The sequence below is a fragment of the Spirillospora sp. NPDC048823 genome, from assembly GCF_043198445.1.
Taxonomy (GTDB): domain Bacteria; phylum Actinomycetota; class Actinomycetes; order Streptosporangiales; family Streptosporangiaceae; genus Spirillospora.
Window position 1 is genome coordinate 677,748 of the sequence record NZ_JBICUT010000002.1, and the last position, 15,867, is coordinate 693,614.

Genomic DNA, 15,867 nt, shown 5'->3' on the forward strand with positions numbered 1-15,867 from the left:
TGCGGGGCGGCCGCGATAGGGCGACGATACATCTAGACAACAAGTGATCTGATGACTAAGACTGCGGGTGCCGATGCACACCACCCGCGCGAGACCCCGCCCTCGGCCGGACACAGACTGGACACAGAAGGGACGCCCATGGACGACGATCCGATGCGAGGCTACGACGACGACGGATACGCGATCTTCAGGAACGTCATCGATTCCGCGCTGATCGCCGAGGCCGACCAGCACGTCCGCTGGCTGCAGGAGCGCCACCCCGACCGGACCGGTGAGGACCTGTCCACCGAACTGGTCGCCAAGGACCCCTTCTGGGTGCGGCTCGTCTCCGACGACCGGCTGCTGGACGTGGCGCAGCGGTTCATCGGACCCGACATCGCCCTGTTCGCCTCCGCCTACATCTCCAAGCCGCCCTACACCGGCAAGGCGGTCCTGTGGCACCAGGACGGCGCGTTCTGGCCGCTCGAACCGATGCGCGTCGTGACGCTCTGGCTCGCCATCGACCGCTCGACGCCGGAGAACGGCTGCCTGCGCGTCGTCCCCGGCAGCCACAAGGACGACCTGCACGAGGTCAGGGAGCGCGACGACGCCGGCGCCGTCTTCGGCGTGGAGAGCGCGGTCGGGGTGGACGAGTCCCGCGCCGTGGACCTCGTCCTCGAACCCGGGGACGTCGAGGTCCACCACCCGAACATCATGCACGGCAGCAACGCCAACAACTCGCCCCACCGGCGCTGCGGCCTCACGATCCGCTACATCCCGACCTCGACCCGGATCACCGAGGAGCCGCTGCCGTTCCCGTCCGCGCTGCTGCTGCGCGGTGAGCCGGGCGTGAACGAGTACCAGCCGCGGCCCCGCTACACGCCCGGCGAGCACTTCGCCTTCAGCGGCGCGGAGACCTGGGGCTGACCGGCCGCCGATGACGTATCGACGCCACCGGCCGTCCCGGAACTGGGGCGCCCGCGTCCACGAGATCACCTGGGCGGGCGTGGACGCCCTGGTGCTGGAGAACGAACTGCTGAGGGTGACCGTCCTCGCGGGCAAGGGCGGCGACATCGCCGAGTTCTGCTTCAAGCCGCGCGACATGGACTTCGTGTGGCTGTCGCCCGGCGGCCTGCGCAACCCGCGGGACGTCGCCGGCGGCGCGGCGGACGACACCGCCGTGTTCCTCGACGGTTACGAGGGCGGGTGGCAGGAGGTCCTGCCGAACGGCGGCGCCCCGAGCACCTACCGGGGTGCCGCGTTCGCCCAGCACGGCGAGGTCGCCGGCCTTCCGTGGGACGCCGAGATCGTGGCCGACGACCCCGGCGAGGTCGCCGTCCGGCTCGGCGTGCGGGCCAGGCGGATGCCGCTCCGGCTGGTCAAGACGCTCCGGCTCCGGTCCGGCGAGCCCGAGCTGGTCATCGAGGAGGAACTGGCCAACGAGTCCGGTGTGCCGCTGGACGTGATGTGGGGGCACCACATCGTGTTCGGCGCGCCCTTCCTGCGCCCGGGGCACCGGATCAGGCTGCCCGGCGCCGCCCGGGTCGTCCCGCACGAGACCGCCATCGGGCCCGGTGGCCGCCGCGTCGCGGGAGGCGGGCCGCACGCGTGGCCGCGTGTCCCCGGCGACACCGGCGGGGTCGTCGACCTCGACGTCGTTCCCGGCCGCGGTGCGCCGAGTGAGATCGTTTACCTCGCCGGCCTGGACGAGGGCCGCTACGAGGTCGTCGATCCGGACGGCGGCCTCGGGATGCGGGTGCGCTGGGACGTGTCCGTCCTGCCGCATCTGTGGCTGTGGCAGGAGTCCGGCGCGACCACCGGGCATCCGTGGTGGGGCCGCGCGTACGTGATGGGCCTGGAACCGTTCGCCGGATATCCGACGGACGGGCTCGCGGCGGCGGCCGCCAACGGGACCGCGCTCCGGCTGGAGCCGCACTGCACCCGGAGGCTCCGGCTGAGCGCGGGCGTGATCGAGGGGGACACATGAAGGAGTTCGACGGCAGGGTCGCCATCGTGACCGGCGGGTCGCTGGGGATCGGACGGGCCGTGGTGGAGCGGCTCGCGGCGGACGGCGCCGCGGTGGTGTTCTGCGGCCTCGGCGCGGACGGCGTCGGGCGGGCGGAGCGGGAACTGCGCGCGGACGGCCTGGAGGTCACCGGCGCGGTGGCGGACGTGACCGACGCCGCGCAGATGAGCGGCCTGGTCGAGACGGCCGTGTCCCGGCACGGGGGGCTCGACGTGGTGGTGACCTGTGCCGGCGTCCAGCGCTACGGGACGGTCGAGGAGACCTCCGAGGAGCTGTGGGACGAGGTGCTCGGCGTCAACGTCAAGGGCGTCTTCCTCGCCTGCCGTGCCGCCGTCCCCGAGCTGCGGCGCCGGGGCGGCGGGGCGATCGTGACGATGTCGTCGGTGCAGGCCTTCGTCTCGCAGGACCGGGTCGCCGCCTACAGCGCCAGCAAGGCCGCGATCAACGCGCTGACGCGGGCGATGGCGCTCGACCACGCCGCCGACGGCATCCGCGCCAACGTGGTCTGCCCGGGGTCGGTCGACACCCCGATGCTGCGCTGGGCCGCCGACCTGTTCCGCGGGGAGTCGAGCCAGGACGCGCAGGTCGCCGAGTGGGGACGGGCGCATCCGCTCGGACGGGTGGCGAACGCGGCCGAGGTCGCCGAGATGGTCGCGTTCCTCGCCGGGCCGCGCTCGTCGTTCGTGACCGGCGCCGAGCACCGCGTGGACGGCGGCCTTCTCGCCCGCAACCCCGCCGCTCTCCCAGAGATCTAGACACCAAGTCATCTAATGAATAATGATGTGGCGCACGGGCCGCGTGTGAACCGCCAACCCCATCCGTCCCCTGGTTCACACGGTGTGCGCTCGCGGAGGCTTCCATGCAGGATCCCGTCCCCTCCCAGCCCTCCTCTCCCGCCCGGCCACGACGCCGGCGGCGGACGCGTGCCGCCGCCATCACGTCCGCCCTGGTGCTCGGCGCCGGGCTGGCCACCGTTCCGGCCGTCCCGGCCGCGGCCGGGACGGCCGGAAACGGCTACGCGAAGGGGCACGGCAAAGGCCCCGGGAACAGCGCCGCCGGGCCGGTCTGCTCCGGCCGCCCAGCGCCGACGTTCGGCACGGCCGCGCCGAACACGGCCGTGAACGGCAAGTTCACCGCCTACGGCAACAGCAACGCCCTCCTGGACGACTGGACCGGCGCCGACACCACGTACTCGCTGAAGCTGTCGGACGGGCGCCTCGTCTACGCCTACTCCGACACGTTCCTCGGCAAGGTCAACGCGGACGGCTCCCGCCCGCTCACCGTCGACGACGGCGGGACGACCCCGTTCATCAACAGCTCCTTCGTCGTGCAGTCCGCCGGCGGCGGGCTCAGCACCGTCCACGGCGGGACGGCCGCCGCCCCGGAGGCGGTCATGCCGCCCCCGCAGCCGGCCCACTGGTACTGGGCCGGTGACCTCACCCAGAGCGGCTCGGAGATCCAGCAGGTCTACCGCGAGTACTACGACCCCGACCCGACGAACGGCACCGGGTGGGACATGAAGTTCAAGGGCAACGTCCTCGCACGCTTCTCCACCGGCGACCTGTCCGAGCCCACGCAGGTGAGGGCGATGCCCTCGGCGGACGGCGTCCAGTGGGGCTCGGCGCTGCTCAAGGACGGCGGCCACACCTACATCTACGGCACCGAGGACTACACCGACCCCGAAACGAAGGTGAACACCAAGTACCTGCACGTCGCGCGGGTGCTCGGCTCCGACCTGCGCGGCAGGTGGGAGTACCGGACGGCGGCCGGCTGGTCGTGGACGGAGACGGCGTCGGCGCGGCTGATGAGCGACGTGTCCAACGAGTTCAGCGTCACCCGGCGCGGCCCGCACTACATCATGGTCAACCAGGACACGAAGATCGCCTTCGGTGCGGAGATCGACGTGCTGCTGTCCTGCTCGGCAGGCGGGCCGTTCACCGCCGAGCAGACCGTCTACTCGACGCCCGAGACCGGCGCCTGGGGCTCCTACGGGGACCCGGACGTCTACACCTACAACGCCCATCAGCACGCCTCGCTGTCGTCCAGCGGCAACCTGGTCATCTCCTACAACGTGAACAGCCTGGACGCCACCAAGGGCCCCGAGAACGACAACTACCGGGACGTCACCATCTACCGGGCGCGCTACGTCAACCTGCCGGTCTCCGGCTGACACCGCCCGCAATGCCGCGGCATCGCCGTTCCGTCCACGGCGGTACCGCTCCCCACGCGCCCCCGGGTGACCTCCCGCCCGGGGGCGCGTCCATCCCCTTCGGACATGGAGGTCCCATGGACGCCGACCTGGCCGCCGCGCTCGACGGAATGCCCCATGTCGGGCTGGCCGACCCGCTCAAGGCCCGAACGGCGATGCGCGACCTCGTCGCCGCCCTGAGTGAACCCGTCGCCGGGGCGGGCGCCGAGATCCGGGACCGGATGATCCCGGGGCCGCCGGGTGCGCCTCCCGTGCCGGTGCGGATCTACAGTCCGGGGCGTGCCGCGCGTCCGGCGCCCGTGCTCGTGTACTTCCACGGCGGCGGGTTCGTCACCGGCGGCCTGGACAACGAGCACGGCCGATGCGTGAAGTTCGCCGCCGAGGACGGGATCGCGGTCGTGTCGGTCGGCTACCGGCTCGCGCCCGAGCATCCGTTCCCCGCCGGGTTCGAGGACTGCTACGCGGCGACGGTGTGGGCGCATGAGCACGCGGCCGGATTCGGCGGCGACCCGGAGCGGGTCGCGGTGGGCGGGGGGAGCGCCGGGGGCGCGCTGGCCGCCGCGGTGGCGCTGCGCGCGCGGGACGAGGGCGGTCCGCCGCTGGTGTTCCAGATGCTGCTCTATCCCGTCCTGGACGACCGCATGGACACCCCGTCGATGCGGGCGTTCACCGAGCCGCCGCTGTTCAACCGCACCGACGTCGAGCACATGTGGCGGCACTACCTGGGCGGGCGGGCCGGCGTCCCGGCGTATGCGGCGCCCGCCCGCGCCACCGACCTGAGCGGCCTTCCGCCCGCGTACGTGCTGGTCGCGGAGTTCGACCCGCTGCGGGACGAGGATCTCGACTACGCGCACCGCCTGATCGTCTCGGGGGTCTCCACCGAGGTTCACCATGTGCCGGGCGCGTGCCACGGGTTCGACGGCATCATGACCGCGCGGCTGGGGCGGCTGGCGTTCGAGGAGGAGCGGGCCGTCCTGCGGCGGAACCTCGCCGGTGACCTGGCAGGAAAGGCTGGACACGACCAGTCGCTAAGTGATTAGATGACTTTACTTCTTGGGAACGAGGTGGCGATGTCACACGATGTGGCCCGGCCGAGCCTGGCGGATGCGCTGACCGAGCGGATGCTGGAGCTGATCAGGTCGGACGGCCTGAGCGCCGGCGACCGGCTGCCGTCGGCGCGCGAGCTGTCGCAGCGCTTCGCGGTGACCACGCCGACGCTGCGGGAGGCGCTGCGCAGGCTGGAGGCGACCGGAGCGATCCAGCTCCGGCACGGCTCGGGCATCTATGTGGGCGCCGACCTCGAACGGGTGATCATCCCGAACCCGAACGCCCGGACGCTGGACGGCGACCGGCTGCTCCAGCTCCTGGACGCCCGGCTGCTGATCGAGCCGCCGCTGGCCGCCCAGGCCGCCCACCGGTCCGAGCCCGGCGACCTCGAACGGCTCCGCACCGTCCTGGCCGATGCGGCCCGGAACCTGACCTCCGGCGAGGAGGCCGAGGCGCGGCTGCACGACGCCAACATGGCCTTCCACCGGGCCACCGCCGGCGCCGCCGGCAACTCCGTCCTCTGCGAGGTCATCGACTCGCTGCTGATGGTGCACTCCACCGAGCAGCGCGAGATACAACGGATCTTCGACGACCGCACCCGGGACTACGAGGAGCACCGGGCGATCCTCGGTGCCATCGAGACCGGAGCGGAACGGGAGGCCGAGGAGCTCATGCGCTCCCACCTCGCCGACGTCAAACACGTGATCGAGCAGCGGCTCGGCTGAGCGAGCCGCATCTCCGTACCCCGTAGCCCGCACCCCCGCACCCCCGCACCCCGTAATCACCGCACCCCCGCACCCCCGCACCCTGCCGCCCGGCGGACGCGCCGCGCGGTCTGTTCATCCTTCGACCACCCCGATCGGGCACCCACCCGATGAAGGAGGCTCACCATGTTGTCGTCCAAGCGACTGCGGGTGACCGCGTTCACCATGGGCGCGCTGCTGCTCGCCGCCGGCTGCGGATCCGGCGACGGCGGCGGCGACAAGTCCGAACTGAAGCTCTACAACGACAAGGGCGCATGGAAGCCCTTCTTCGAGCAGATGGCCGTGCTCGGCAAGCAGCAGACCGGCCTCGACATGAAACCGGTCGGCTACACCGACGAACCGACCTACACGGCGTTCATCAAGAGCTCGTTCCGCACCAACGTCAAACCGGACCTGTTCACCTGGACGACCGGTGGGCGGCTGAAGGAGATCGTCGACCAGAACCAGGTCGCCGAGACGACGAAGCTCTGGCAGGACGCCATCAAGAGCGGCGACCTGACCGAGGAACTGAAGACCTACTACACGGTCGACGGCAAGCAGTACTGCGTCCCGCTGAACACCGCCTACTGGGGCATGTTCTACAACAAGAAGCTCTTCGCCGAGCACGACCTGAAGCCGCCCACGACCTGGGCAGAGCTCGAGAAGGTCGCGCGGACGCTCAAGTCGAAGGGCCAGGTGCCCTTCAACCAGACCACCCCGACGTCGCTGTTCTCCTTCGCCTGGTTCGAGCAGCTCCTCGCCGGCAGCGACCCCGACCTGTACGACCGGCTGTCGAAGGGCGAGGCGTCCTACACCGACCCCGGCGTGGTGAAGGTGATGGAGCGCTGGAAGTCGATGATCGACGCCGGCTACTTCACCAAGCCGGGCGACAAGTCCGATCCCGCCGACCACTTCAAGTCGGGTGAGGCCGCCATGGTCATCAACGGGACGTGGTTCAACACGAGCATGACCCAGCGCGGCCTCAAGCAGGGCGAGGACTACGGGTTCTTCTTCATCCCGAACGTGAACCCGCAGTTGCAGAAGCGGTCACTGATCTTCGAGAGCGGGCCGCTGTGCTCGCTGCGCAAGGCCCCCGACCCGGAGGCCAGCACGAAGTACCTCAAGTGGTGGATCACGCCCGCGGCGCAGGAGAAGTGGTCCAACGCGCGCGGCGACGTGTCCGGCAACCCGAAGGTGAAGGTCGCCGACCCCGAGCTGGACAAGGTCACCAAGGAGGCCGCGTCGAACGAGAACCGGCTCATCCTGCGCTACTTCGAGGCGGCGCCCCCGCCCGTCCTCACCGAGGCGCTCAGCGGGTTCGACAAGTTCCTCAACGAGCCCGGCTCGTACATGGACGTCCTCAAGAACATCCAGAAGGTGAACGAGGACTACTGGAAGTCGCACAAGGGCGGAAGCTGATCCATTCATGAGCACGCACAAGGCCACCGCCGACCCTCCGGCGCCGGCGGTGGAGCGCGGGCACCGTCCGGGGACCGGCCGCCGCGGCTCGCGCGGCGGCCGTCCCGGGAAGGGTTTCGCGCTGCACGGCCGGTTCCGGCACGTCTACATCTCACCGGCCGTGCTGCTGGTCGCCGTCCTGCTCTACCTGCCGTTCCTGTGGACGGCGTACCTGAGCTTCACCTCCTACGACGGGCTCGCGTCGCCGGAGTTCACCGGCCTCGACAACTACCGGCGGCTCCTTGAGGACGATGCCCTGCTCATCTCGATCCGCAACACGCTGCTGTGGGTCGTCGGGACCGTCGCGCTGCCGGTGGGAGGCGGGCTGCTCGTCGCCGTGCTGTCCTACGACGTCAGGGGCGGCGGCTGGTTCCGGCTGCCGTTCCTGCTGCCGTACGCGATGTCGGGCGCCGGCCTCGGCGTGATCTGGGGCTTCATCCTGCAGCCGGACGGCATGGTGAACCAGATCCTGACGACCCTCGGCATGCCCGGCGGCGACACCGCCTTCCTCCAGGACGGCCCGCGCAACACCCTCGCGATGATCGTGGTGTGGACGTGGCAGCAGCTCGGCGTCAACATGCTGCTGTTCGTCGTCGGCCTGCAGTCGATCCCGAAGGGACCCATCGAGGCCGCCCGCATCGACGGCGCGTCCGGATGGTCGATGTTCCGGCACGTCACCTGGCCGCTGATGCGGCCCATCACCACCGTCGTGCTCGGCCTCGCGCTCGTGGCGGGCCTGAAGAACTTCGACATCGTCTGGGTGATGACGCAGGGCGGGCCGGGACGCTCGTCCGAGACGCTCGCCGTGACCATGTACCGCGACGTGTTCGTCGCCAACGAGTACGGATACGGCTCGGCGGTCGCGGTGCTGCTGACCACCATCACGGGCCTGGCCTCGTACGTCTACCTGCGCCGCCAGATCGGCAAGGAGGAGATGTCGTGACGGAGCGAAGCGGCGGCCGGAGAGCGGGCGCGCTGAACCGGACGGTGCGCCGCGCCGTGCTGGCCGTGCTCGGCGTGGTGTGGCTGTTCCCCACGTACCTGATCGTGGCGAACGCCGTCCGGCCCGCCGGCGACTACGATCCGTCCGACTCGGTGTCGCCGCCGTCGTCGATCGGGCTGTTCGACAACATCTCGCAGGCGTGGGAGCAGACCGCCGTCGGCAGTTCGCTGCTGAGCACCCTGCTCTACAGCGTCGTCTCCCCGGCACTGGCCGTCCTGCTGGGCGCGCTCGCCGGTTACGCGATCGTGGTGCTGCGGCTCAAGCACGGCTTCACCTGGTTCATCGTGATCTTCGCGGGGACCGTGGTGCCGTTCCAGATGCTGCTGATCCCGCTGTTCGTCGGCTACAGCAAGGTCGCGCTGTACGACGACAGGCTCGGGCTGATCCTGATCTACTCGGCGATCAACGTCCCGCTCGCCGCGCTCGTGATGCGCAACTTCTTCGGCAACGTCGCCATGTCGATCTTCGAGGCGGCGCGGCTGGACGGCGCGTCCACGTTCCGCATCTTCTGGCGGATCTACCTCCCGCTGTCCTCGGCGGCCCTCGCCGCCGTGTTCATCCTGGAGTTCACCTTCGTGTGGAACGACCTGCTGTTCGGCCTGACGCTGTCGCAGTCGGAGAACGTCCGGCCGGTGTGGGCGGAGCTGTCGGCGCTCACCACCGACGTGTACGCCGGGACGCCCGTGCCGATCGCGCTGGCCGCCGGGCTGGTGGTCTCGCTGCCGACCGTCCTGCTGTTCCTCGCGACGCAGCGGCTGTTCACCCGCGGGCTCACCCTCGCCCAGTTCTGACGCTCCCCAGAGAAAGAGTGACGCATAACGATGACGAGTCGTCTGCTTCAGGCGAGCCTCGGTTCGCCCGACTATGACGGGATCCGCGAAGCGCTGCGGGAGGACACCTCCACCGAGGTCCTCGCGGTGCGGGGGCTGTCCGTCCGCGCCGCCGTGCTGCCGCTGTTCAAGCGGGACGAGACCGGCGAGCTCCGGCAGGCCGTCCGGCTGACACCGGCCGGCGGCGGCCCCGTGGACCTGGCGCTCAAGGACGGTGACACCGTCGTCGCGAGCGCCACCGCCGCCGCCGGCGAGACCGTCACGCTGCTCGTCCCCGAGGCGGACGGCCCGCGCCGCGTCACCCTGGAGGTGCGGCGGCCGGGCGCCGGCGGAGCGGACGGTCTCGTGGGCGCCGCGCCGCTCGACATCCTCCCGCAGCGCAAGTGGAACGTCTTCGTCGTCCACCACTCGCACCTGGACATCGGCTACACCGACACGCAGGGCACCGTCCTGCGGCACCACCTGGACTACCTCGACGCGGCGCTGCGGCTGGCGCGGCAGACCGACGGGCGCCCGGACGACGCCCGGTTCCGGTGGTCGGTGGAGTCGTCGATGCCGGCGCTGCGCTGGCTCGCGACCCGACCCGGCGACCAGGTCGCCGAGTTCACCGAGCGGGTCCGCGCGGGCGCCATCGAGGTCACCGCGTTCCCGATGCAGCTGCACACGGAGGCGTGCTCGACGGAAGAGCTGTACCGGCAGCTCCGCTTCGTCGAGCACCTGCGGCACGAGTACGGCATCGAGGTCCGCTCGGCCATGCACACCGACATCCCGGGCGCGGTCGCCGGGACCGTCGACGCGCTGAACGCGGCGGGTGTCCGCTACCTGGCCGCGGCGCACAACTGGGCCGGGCGGTCCGTCCCCTACATCACGGGCGGCGACAAGCTCGCCCGCCCGTTCCGGTGGCGGTCGCCCGGCGGCGGCGAGCTGATCGTCTGGTTCACCGACACCCCGCACGGCATGGCCTACATGGAGGGCAACACCGTCGGGCTCGTCGACGGCTACGACCTCGCCGAGGACCTGCTGCCCCGTTACCTCGGCTCCCTCGCCGACCGCCCCTACCCGTACGGGCCCGGGACGTTCGGCTGGTACGCCGCGCCCGGCCAGGTCGGCGCCGCCAAGGACCCCGACTTCCTGGACGCCGTCCACCTGCGCGTGCAGGGCGCGCACGCCGACAACGCCGGGCCGTCGATCGTCCCCGCCGACATCGCGCACCGGTGGAACGAGACGTGGGCGTACCCCCGGCTTCGGATGGCGACCAACGCCGACTTCTTCGAGTACGTCGAAGAGCACCACGGCGACCGGCTCCAGACCCACGAGGGCGACTGGACCGACTGGTGGGCCGACGGCCTCGGCTCCGGTGCCCGCCCCCTCGGCCACGTCCGCCGCGCGCAGAACATCCTGCGGTCCGCCGAGACGCTGCACGCCCTCGCCGACGACCGCAGCGGCGACCGCACGGGCGCACCCGCCGCGATCGACGAGGCGTACGACCGCGCCGCGCTGTTCGACGAGCACACCTGGGGCGCCGCGAACCCGTGGGAGGACGCCGAAGAGGGCGGCGACTCCGGCGGCCTGCAGTGGACCCGCAAGTCGCAGGTCGGCTACCAGGCCCACGACGACGCGCTCGACCTGCTCCAGTCCGGCGCCCGGCGGCTCGGCGCGACGTTCGGGGCGGCGCCTGACGCGCTCGCGTCGTTCCTCGTCGTCAACCCCGGCACCGCCGCCCGCACCGACGTGGCCCGCGCGTTCCTGCCCCGCGACGTCGTCGCCGTGGACGTCCCGGTCGCACTCGTGGACGCCCGCACCGGCGAGCCCGTCCCGCACCGCGAGGAGGAGGTCGACCCGGACGAGTGGCCCACCCGTCCCATCGGGCGCCACCTGGAGGCGGTGGTACCGGACGTCCCCGGCCACGGGCACGTCCGCGTCGACGTGGTCCGCGCCGGCGCCGACCGCGGCGGGGCCGCCGCGCCCGAGCCGATCGACCTCGGCTCCGACGGGACGATCGAGAACGAGTTCTACCGCGTCGCCTACGACGTCAGGGAAGGCCACATCGGCTCGGTGTTCGACAAGGTCGCCGGCCGTGAACTGGTGAACTCCGGCTCCGTCGCCGGGTTCGGGCAGTACGTCTACGACCGGTACGCGACCGCGCCGCACTTCAACCACATGTCCGGGCACATGCTCGTCCACGACAAGACCATGCTCGGCGACCGGGCCGTCGGCACCCACGCGACCGTCACCGCGTGCGAGCGCACCCCCGCCGGCGAACGGCTCGTCATCGAGCAGCACGGCAAGGGCGTCGACTGGCTGCGCACCACCATCGACCTGTACGCCGGAGTCCCGCGCGTCGACGTCCGCTACCAGCTGGGCAAGCAGCCCACGGCGGCCAAGGAGGCGGTGTTCTTCGCGTTCCCGTTCGCCGTGGACGGGCCGCCGGCCGCCTGGGAGCTCACCGGCGGCGTCGGCGGCACCGCGGTCCCGAGCGTCCCCGGATCGGCCGAGCACATGCGCCCCATCCGGCACTGGGTCGCGTTCGAGGACCCCGGCCTGACCGTCGCGTGGGCGACGCTGGAGGCGCCGCTCGTCCAGTTCGGCTCCATCCACATGCCGTACGCGCCGTTCCCGCCCACTCTCGACAACGAGGACGGCACCGTCTACTCGTGGGCGCTGAACAACATCTGGGACACCAACTTCCCGTCCCAGCAGCAGGGCGAGACCACCTTCCGCTACGCCTTCGCGTCCGGCGCCGCCGGGTCGGGCCGCAGGCTCGGCGCCCGCACCGCCGCCGGCCTCACCGACCCGTTCGTCGCCACCTTCGCCACGGGCGACCCGCCCGCGGCGAGCGCACCGGCGAACGGGACGTTCCTGCACGTGGACGACCCGGACGTGCTCGTCACCTCGGTGGGCCGCGCACGCGCCGGCGACGGGCTGGCCATCCGGCTCCAGTCGCTCGCCGCCGACGCGGTGGAGACGCGGCTGCACGTGCCGGGCGTCACCGGCGCGCTGCTGAGCGGCGGTCTGGAGCGTGACCCGGCGGAGCTGCCCGTCCGGGACGGCACGATGACGGTACGGCTGCCCGCGTGCGGCGTCGTCACCGTCACCGTCCTGCGTTGAACGGCACGGCGTCGAGCATGGATCGGAAGCACATGAAGATCACAGGTATCCGCGCCACCACGGTCACCGTGCCGCTGGAGGCGCCGCTCCTGCACAGCAACGGCGCGCACTGGGGCCGCTTCGTCCGGACGATCGTGGAGGTCGAGGCCGACAACGGCCTCGTCGGGCTCGGCGAGATGGGCGGCGGCGGGCAGAGCGCCGAGGCCGCCTTCCAGGCCCTCGCGCCGCATCTGGAGGGACACGACCCGTTCGAGCTGGAGACCCTCCGTTTCAAGATCGCCAACCCTACGGCGAGCCTCTACAACAACCGCACGCAGATCCTCGCCGCGATCGAGTTCGCCTGCCTGGACCTCGTCGGCCAGTACCTCGGCGTCCCGGTGCACGACCTGCTCGGCGGCCGTATCCGCGACTCCGTTCCGTTCGCGTCCTACCTCTTCTACCGGTATCCGGGCGCGGGCGGGGCACCGGAGGTCCGCACCCCGGACCAGCTCGTCGAGCACGCCCGCGCGCTCAAGGACCTGCACGGGTTCGGCGTCCACAAGCTCAAGGGCGGCGTCTTCCCGCCCGGCCACGAACTGGAGTGCTACAAGGTGCTCGCGGACGCGTTCCCCGGCGACCGCTTCCGCTACGACCCCAACTCCGTGCTCAGCCTGGAGGAGGGGCTGCGGTTCGGGAAGGCGATCGAGGACCTCGACAACGACTACCTCGAAGACCCCGTCCTCGGCCTGGAGGGGCTCCGGCTCGTGCGCGAGCGGGTGAACGTCCCCCTCGCCACCAACACCGTCGTCGTGAACTTCGAGCAGCTCGCCGCCAACGTGCTGCGCCGCAGCGCGGACGTCGTCCTCCTCGACACCACGTTCTGGGGCGGCATCCGTCCCTGTGTGAAGGCCGCCGCCGTGTGCGAGACGTTCCAGATCGGCGTGGCCGTGCACTCCTCCGGCGAGCTCGGCATCCAGCTCGCCACCATGCTGCACCTCGGCGCCGTCCTGCCGAACCTCACCTACGCCGCCGACGCCCACTACCACCACCTCACCGACGACGTCATCGAGGGCGGCCCGATGCGCTACGCGGACGGCAGGATCACGGTTCCGCCGGGCCCCGGCCTCGGCGTCCGCCTGGACCGCGACAAGGTCGCCGAGTACGCCGAGCTGTACCGGGAACTCGGCGGCTACCCCTACGACCGCGACCCCGGCCGGCCCGGCTGGTACCCGCTCGTCCCCAACGACCGCTGGGCCGACCCGTCCGTGCCGCTCGCCCCGCTCGAATAACCTTCCGATGTGATCCGATTCGCGACCCCGAACGACGTCCCCGGCATCCTGCGGCTGATCCGCGACCTCGCGGAGTACGAGCGCGCCCTGCACGAGGTGAAGGCCACCGAGGAGCAACTGCGCGAGAGTCTTTTCTGCGACGACCCCAAGGTCTTCGCTCATGTCGCCGAGCATGAGGGCCGGGTCGTCGGGGTCTCGTTGTGGTTCCTCACGTTCTCCACGTGGAACGGCACGCACGGCATCTACCTGGAGGACCTGTACGTCGACCCGGACGTCCGCGGTCACGGCCACGGCAAGGCCCTGCTCACCGAACTGACCCGCATCGCCGACGAACGCGGCTACGGCCGCGTCGAATGGGCCGTCCTCAACTGGAACACGCCGGCCATCGGCTTCTACGAGTCCCTCGGCGCACGCCCGCAGGACGAGTGGACGGTCTACCGCCTCACCGGCGACGCCCTCACCAGGGCGGCCCGATCCTGAAGGCGGGCCGAGCATGAACAAGGCCCAGCCCGGTCCCGGGCTGGGCCTCATAGTCCGGGCCGGTCAGCCCTTCTTGGTCTCCCAGAAGATGTCGCTGATCTCGGAGATCTTCGCGAGCAGGTCGTCGGCGACCTTGGTGTCCATGGTGGCCTTGGTGCCGCCGCCACCGCCGGCGAGCTTGGTGGCCTCGTTGAACAGCTGGTGGAGCTGCGGGTACTTCTCGAAGTGCGGCGGCTTGAAGTAGTCCGTCCAGAGCACCCACAGGTGGTGCTTGACCAGCTCCGAGCGCTGCTCCTTGATCAGGATCGCCCGGGCGCGGAACTCGGGGTCCTCGTTGGCGGCGTACTTCTCAGTGATCGCCTTGACCGACTCGGCCTCGATCCGGGCCTGCGCCGGGTCGTAGACGCCACACGGCAGGTCGCAGTGCGCGGAGACCGTCGTCTTCGGGCGCAGAAGCTTGAGCAACACCTGCGAATCCCTTCCCTCGTTGCGGATCATGGTCAGGGCACCGACATTACCCTTGTGCTCCCGGGCACGTCCGGCCAGGGCGCTCGGTATTTCGCCCTAAGACCCGGGCCGCGGCGCGGTCCGGAACCCTTCCAGCAGTGTTCATGACCGCCGCCCGCCGATCTATGCGGGCCGACGAGGAGGATCATGCGGGTGCGCCCGGTGGTGTGGGGCCCGGTGGTGTGGGGCCCGGTGGTGTGGGGACTGACCGCCGCGGCGGTGGCCGCGGTGGTCGCGCTGCGGCGGCTGCCGGCCGTCGAGGTCGCCGGCGACTCGATGCTGCCCGGGCTGCGGCCGGGGGACTGGCTGCTCGTGCGCGCCGGGGCCTGTCTCGTGCCGGGCGACATCGTCGTCGCGCGGCATCCGGAGCGTCCCGGGCTCCTCATCGTCAAACGCGCCGGCCACCGGTCGGGGGACGGATGGTGGCTGGAGAGCGACAACCAGGGCGCCCCGGGCCGCCGCGACAGCTGGGACTTCGGTGCCGTGCCCGACGCACTGGTGGTCGGGCGGGTCGTCGCCCGCTACTGGCCGCCCTCGCGCGCCGGGATGGTCACGCGGGGCGCACTCGGGTCGCAGGCGGCGGTCACGCTCGGCCGGCCGGCGCAGCGGTCGGAACAGTAGCGGCGCGAGCGGTTCGCGGTCGTGTCGAAGAACACCTGCTCGCAGCCGTCCGCCTTGCACAGCCCGAGCCGGTCGATGCCCCGGGACGCGATCTTCGCCGCGAGGCCCATCGCCGCACGGGCCGCATAACGGTCGGGTATCGACCCGGCCTCGTTGAAGTGCAGATGCCAGTCCTGGCCGTCGTGGCGGGAGACCTTCGGATGGACCGGATGATGGATCAGCAGGGTGTTGAGGCGGTCCACGGCGTCGTCCTCGTCCCCGCGTGCGGCGGAGTCGAAGATCGCGCGGAGTTGCGCGCGGAGTTCGCGCATGGCGTCGAGATCGCGGTGCGCGATCCGCCCCCCGAGATGCGGCCGGTGCACCAGCAGGGCCCGCAGCCCTTCGAGATCACGCAGGTCGTCCTCCCGGTCGCGCTGCGTGTTCACGAGATCGATCGCCAAGTCTGCGTACGAGGCGAGGTTCACTTTCGCTCCCTGACGGACTCGACCTGATCGGACGAACTGGCCAGGTGTTATTCCCCCGTGGCGGAAAATACACGGATTCTTGGGAAAAGGGGCCGTGACCAGGGGATGCCGGCGAAACGAAACC

The 15,867-nt window shown here is 71.2% G+C and carries 15 protein-coding genes; 13 read left to right on the top strand and 2 right to left on the bottom strand.

All coding sequences use genetic code 11. The features are described from left to right. The first annotated feature begins 138 nt into the window (after positions 1–138). The 12 genes from ACGFK0_RS06650 (at position 139) to ACGFK0_RS06705 (ending at position 14,151) form a co-directional block, all read left to right on the top strand. Positions 139–906 carry a phytanoyl-CoA dioxygenase family protein gene (locus ACGFK0_RS06650; RefSeq protein ID WP_392901140.1) on the top strand — a complete coding sequence of 256 codons (768 nt, stop codon included), beginning with the start codon at positions 139–141 and terminating at the stop codon, positions 904–906. A 10-nt stretch (positions 907–916) separates the two neighbouring features. After that, positions 917–1,966, top strand: a complete 1,050-nt coding sequence (locus tag ACGFK0_RS06655; protein ID WP_392901142.1) for a DUF4432 family protein — start codon at positions 917–919, stop codon at positions 1,964–1,966. Further along, entirely contained in the window at positions 1,963–2,760 is a 798-nt protein-coding gene (locus ACGFK0_RS06660) for an SDR family NAD(P)-dependent oxidoreductase (RefSeq protein WP_392901144.1), read from the top strand. Before ACGFK0_RS06655 ends, ACGFK0_RS06660 begins: the two co-directional genes overlap by 4 nt. Before the next feature lie 104 nt (positions 2,761–2,864). After that, a complete protein-coding gene (locus tag ACGFK0_RS06665) occupies positions 2,865–4,175 on the top strand; it encodes a DUF5005 domain-containing protein (protein ID WP_392901146.1) in 1,311 nt (436 codons plus the stop codon). A 116-nt stretch (positions 4,176–4,291) separates the two neighbouring features. Next, complete coding sequence (locus ACGFK0_RS06670; protein ID WP_392901148.1) at positions 4,292–5,254, top strand: alpha/beta hydrolase; 963 nt, start codon at positions 4,292–4,294, stop codon at positions 5,252–5,254. Positions 5,255–5,284: 30 nt separating this feature from the next. Further along, positions 5,285–5,986, top strand: a complete 702-nt coding sequence (locus tag ACGFK0_RS06675; RefSeq protein ID WP_392901150.1) for a FadR/GntR family transcriptional regulator — start codon at positions 5,285–5,287, stop codon at positions 5,984–5,986. A gap of 165 nt (positions 5,987–6,151) precedes the next feature. Then, entirely contained in the window at positions 6,152–7,423 is a 1,272-nt protein-coding gene (locus ACGFK0_RS06680) for an ABC transporter substrate-binding protein (RefSeq protein ID WP_392901152.1), read from the top strand. A 7-nt stretch (positions 7,424–7,430) separates the two neighbouring features. After that, positions 7,431–8,405: a carbohydrate ABC transporter permease gene (locus tag ACGFK0_RS06685; protein ID WP_392901154.1), complete on the top strand. Its 975-nt coding sequence runs from the start codon at positions 7,431–7,433 to the stop codon at positions 8,403–8,405. Further along, positions 8,402–9,256: a carbohydrate ABC transporter permease gene (locus ACGFK0_RS06690; protein WP_392901156.1), complete on the top strand. Its 855-nt coding sequence runs from the start codon at positions 8,402–8,404 to the stop codon at positions 9,254–9,256. The genes ACGFK0_RS06685 and ACGFK0_RS06690 overlap by 4 nt, the downstream gene beginning before the upstream one ends. 30 nt (positions 9,257–9,286) lie before the next feature. Beyond that, a complete protein-coding gene (locus ACGFK0_RS06695) occupies positions 9,287–12,403 on the top strand; it encodes a glycoside hydrolase family 38 C-terminal domain-containing protein (protein WP_392901158.1) in 3,117 nt (1,038 codons plus the stop codon). A 32-nt stretch (positions 12,404–12,435) separates the two neighbouring features. Next, on the top strand, positions 12,436–13,671 hold the full coding sequence (locus ACGFK0_RS06700; protein ID WP_392901160.1) for an enolase C-terminal domain-like protein: 1,236 nt from the start codon (positions 12,436–12,438) through the stop codon (positions 13,669–13,671). A 9-nt stretch (positions 13,672–13,680) separates the two neighbouring features. Next, on the top strand, positions 13,681–14,151 hold the full coding sequence (locus ACGFK0_RS06705; protein ID WP_392901162.1) for a GNAT family N-acetyltransferase: 471 nt from the start codon (positions 13,681–13,683) through the stop codon (positions 14,149–14,151). Between the two features lie 63 nt (positions 14,152–14,214). On the opposite strand, the gene sodN is transcribed toward ACGFK0_RS06705, so the two are convergent. Beyond that, a complete protein-coding gene (sodN, locus tag ACGFK0_RS06710; protein ID WP_392901164.1) occupies positions 14,215–14,649 on the bottom strand; it encodes a superoxide dismutase, Ni in 435 nt (144 codons plus the stop codon). 156 nt (positions 14,650–14,805) lie between these two features. Between sodN and ACGFK0_RS06715 the strand changes: the two genes are divergently transcribed. After that, positions 14,806–15,279: a S24 family peptidase gene (locus ACGFK0_RS06715; protein ID WP_392901166.1), complete on the top strand. Its 474-nt coding sequence runs from the start codon at positions 14,806–14,808 to the stop codon at positions 15,277–15,279. Here ACGFK0_RS06715 and ACGFK0_RS06720 read toward each other — a convergent pair. After that, positions 15,180–15,719, bottom strand: coding sequence for a CGNR zinc finger domain-containing protein (locus tag ACGFK0_RS06720; protein ID WP_392901168.1), 540 nt, complete (start codon positions 15,717–15,719; stop codon positions 15,180–15,182). The two genes, ACGFK0_RS06715 and ACGFK0_RS06720, sit on opposite strands and share 100 nt — an antisense overlap. Between the last annotated feature and the right edge of the window lie 148 nt (positions 15,720–15,867).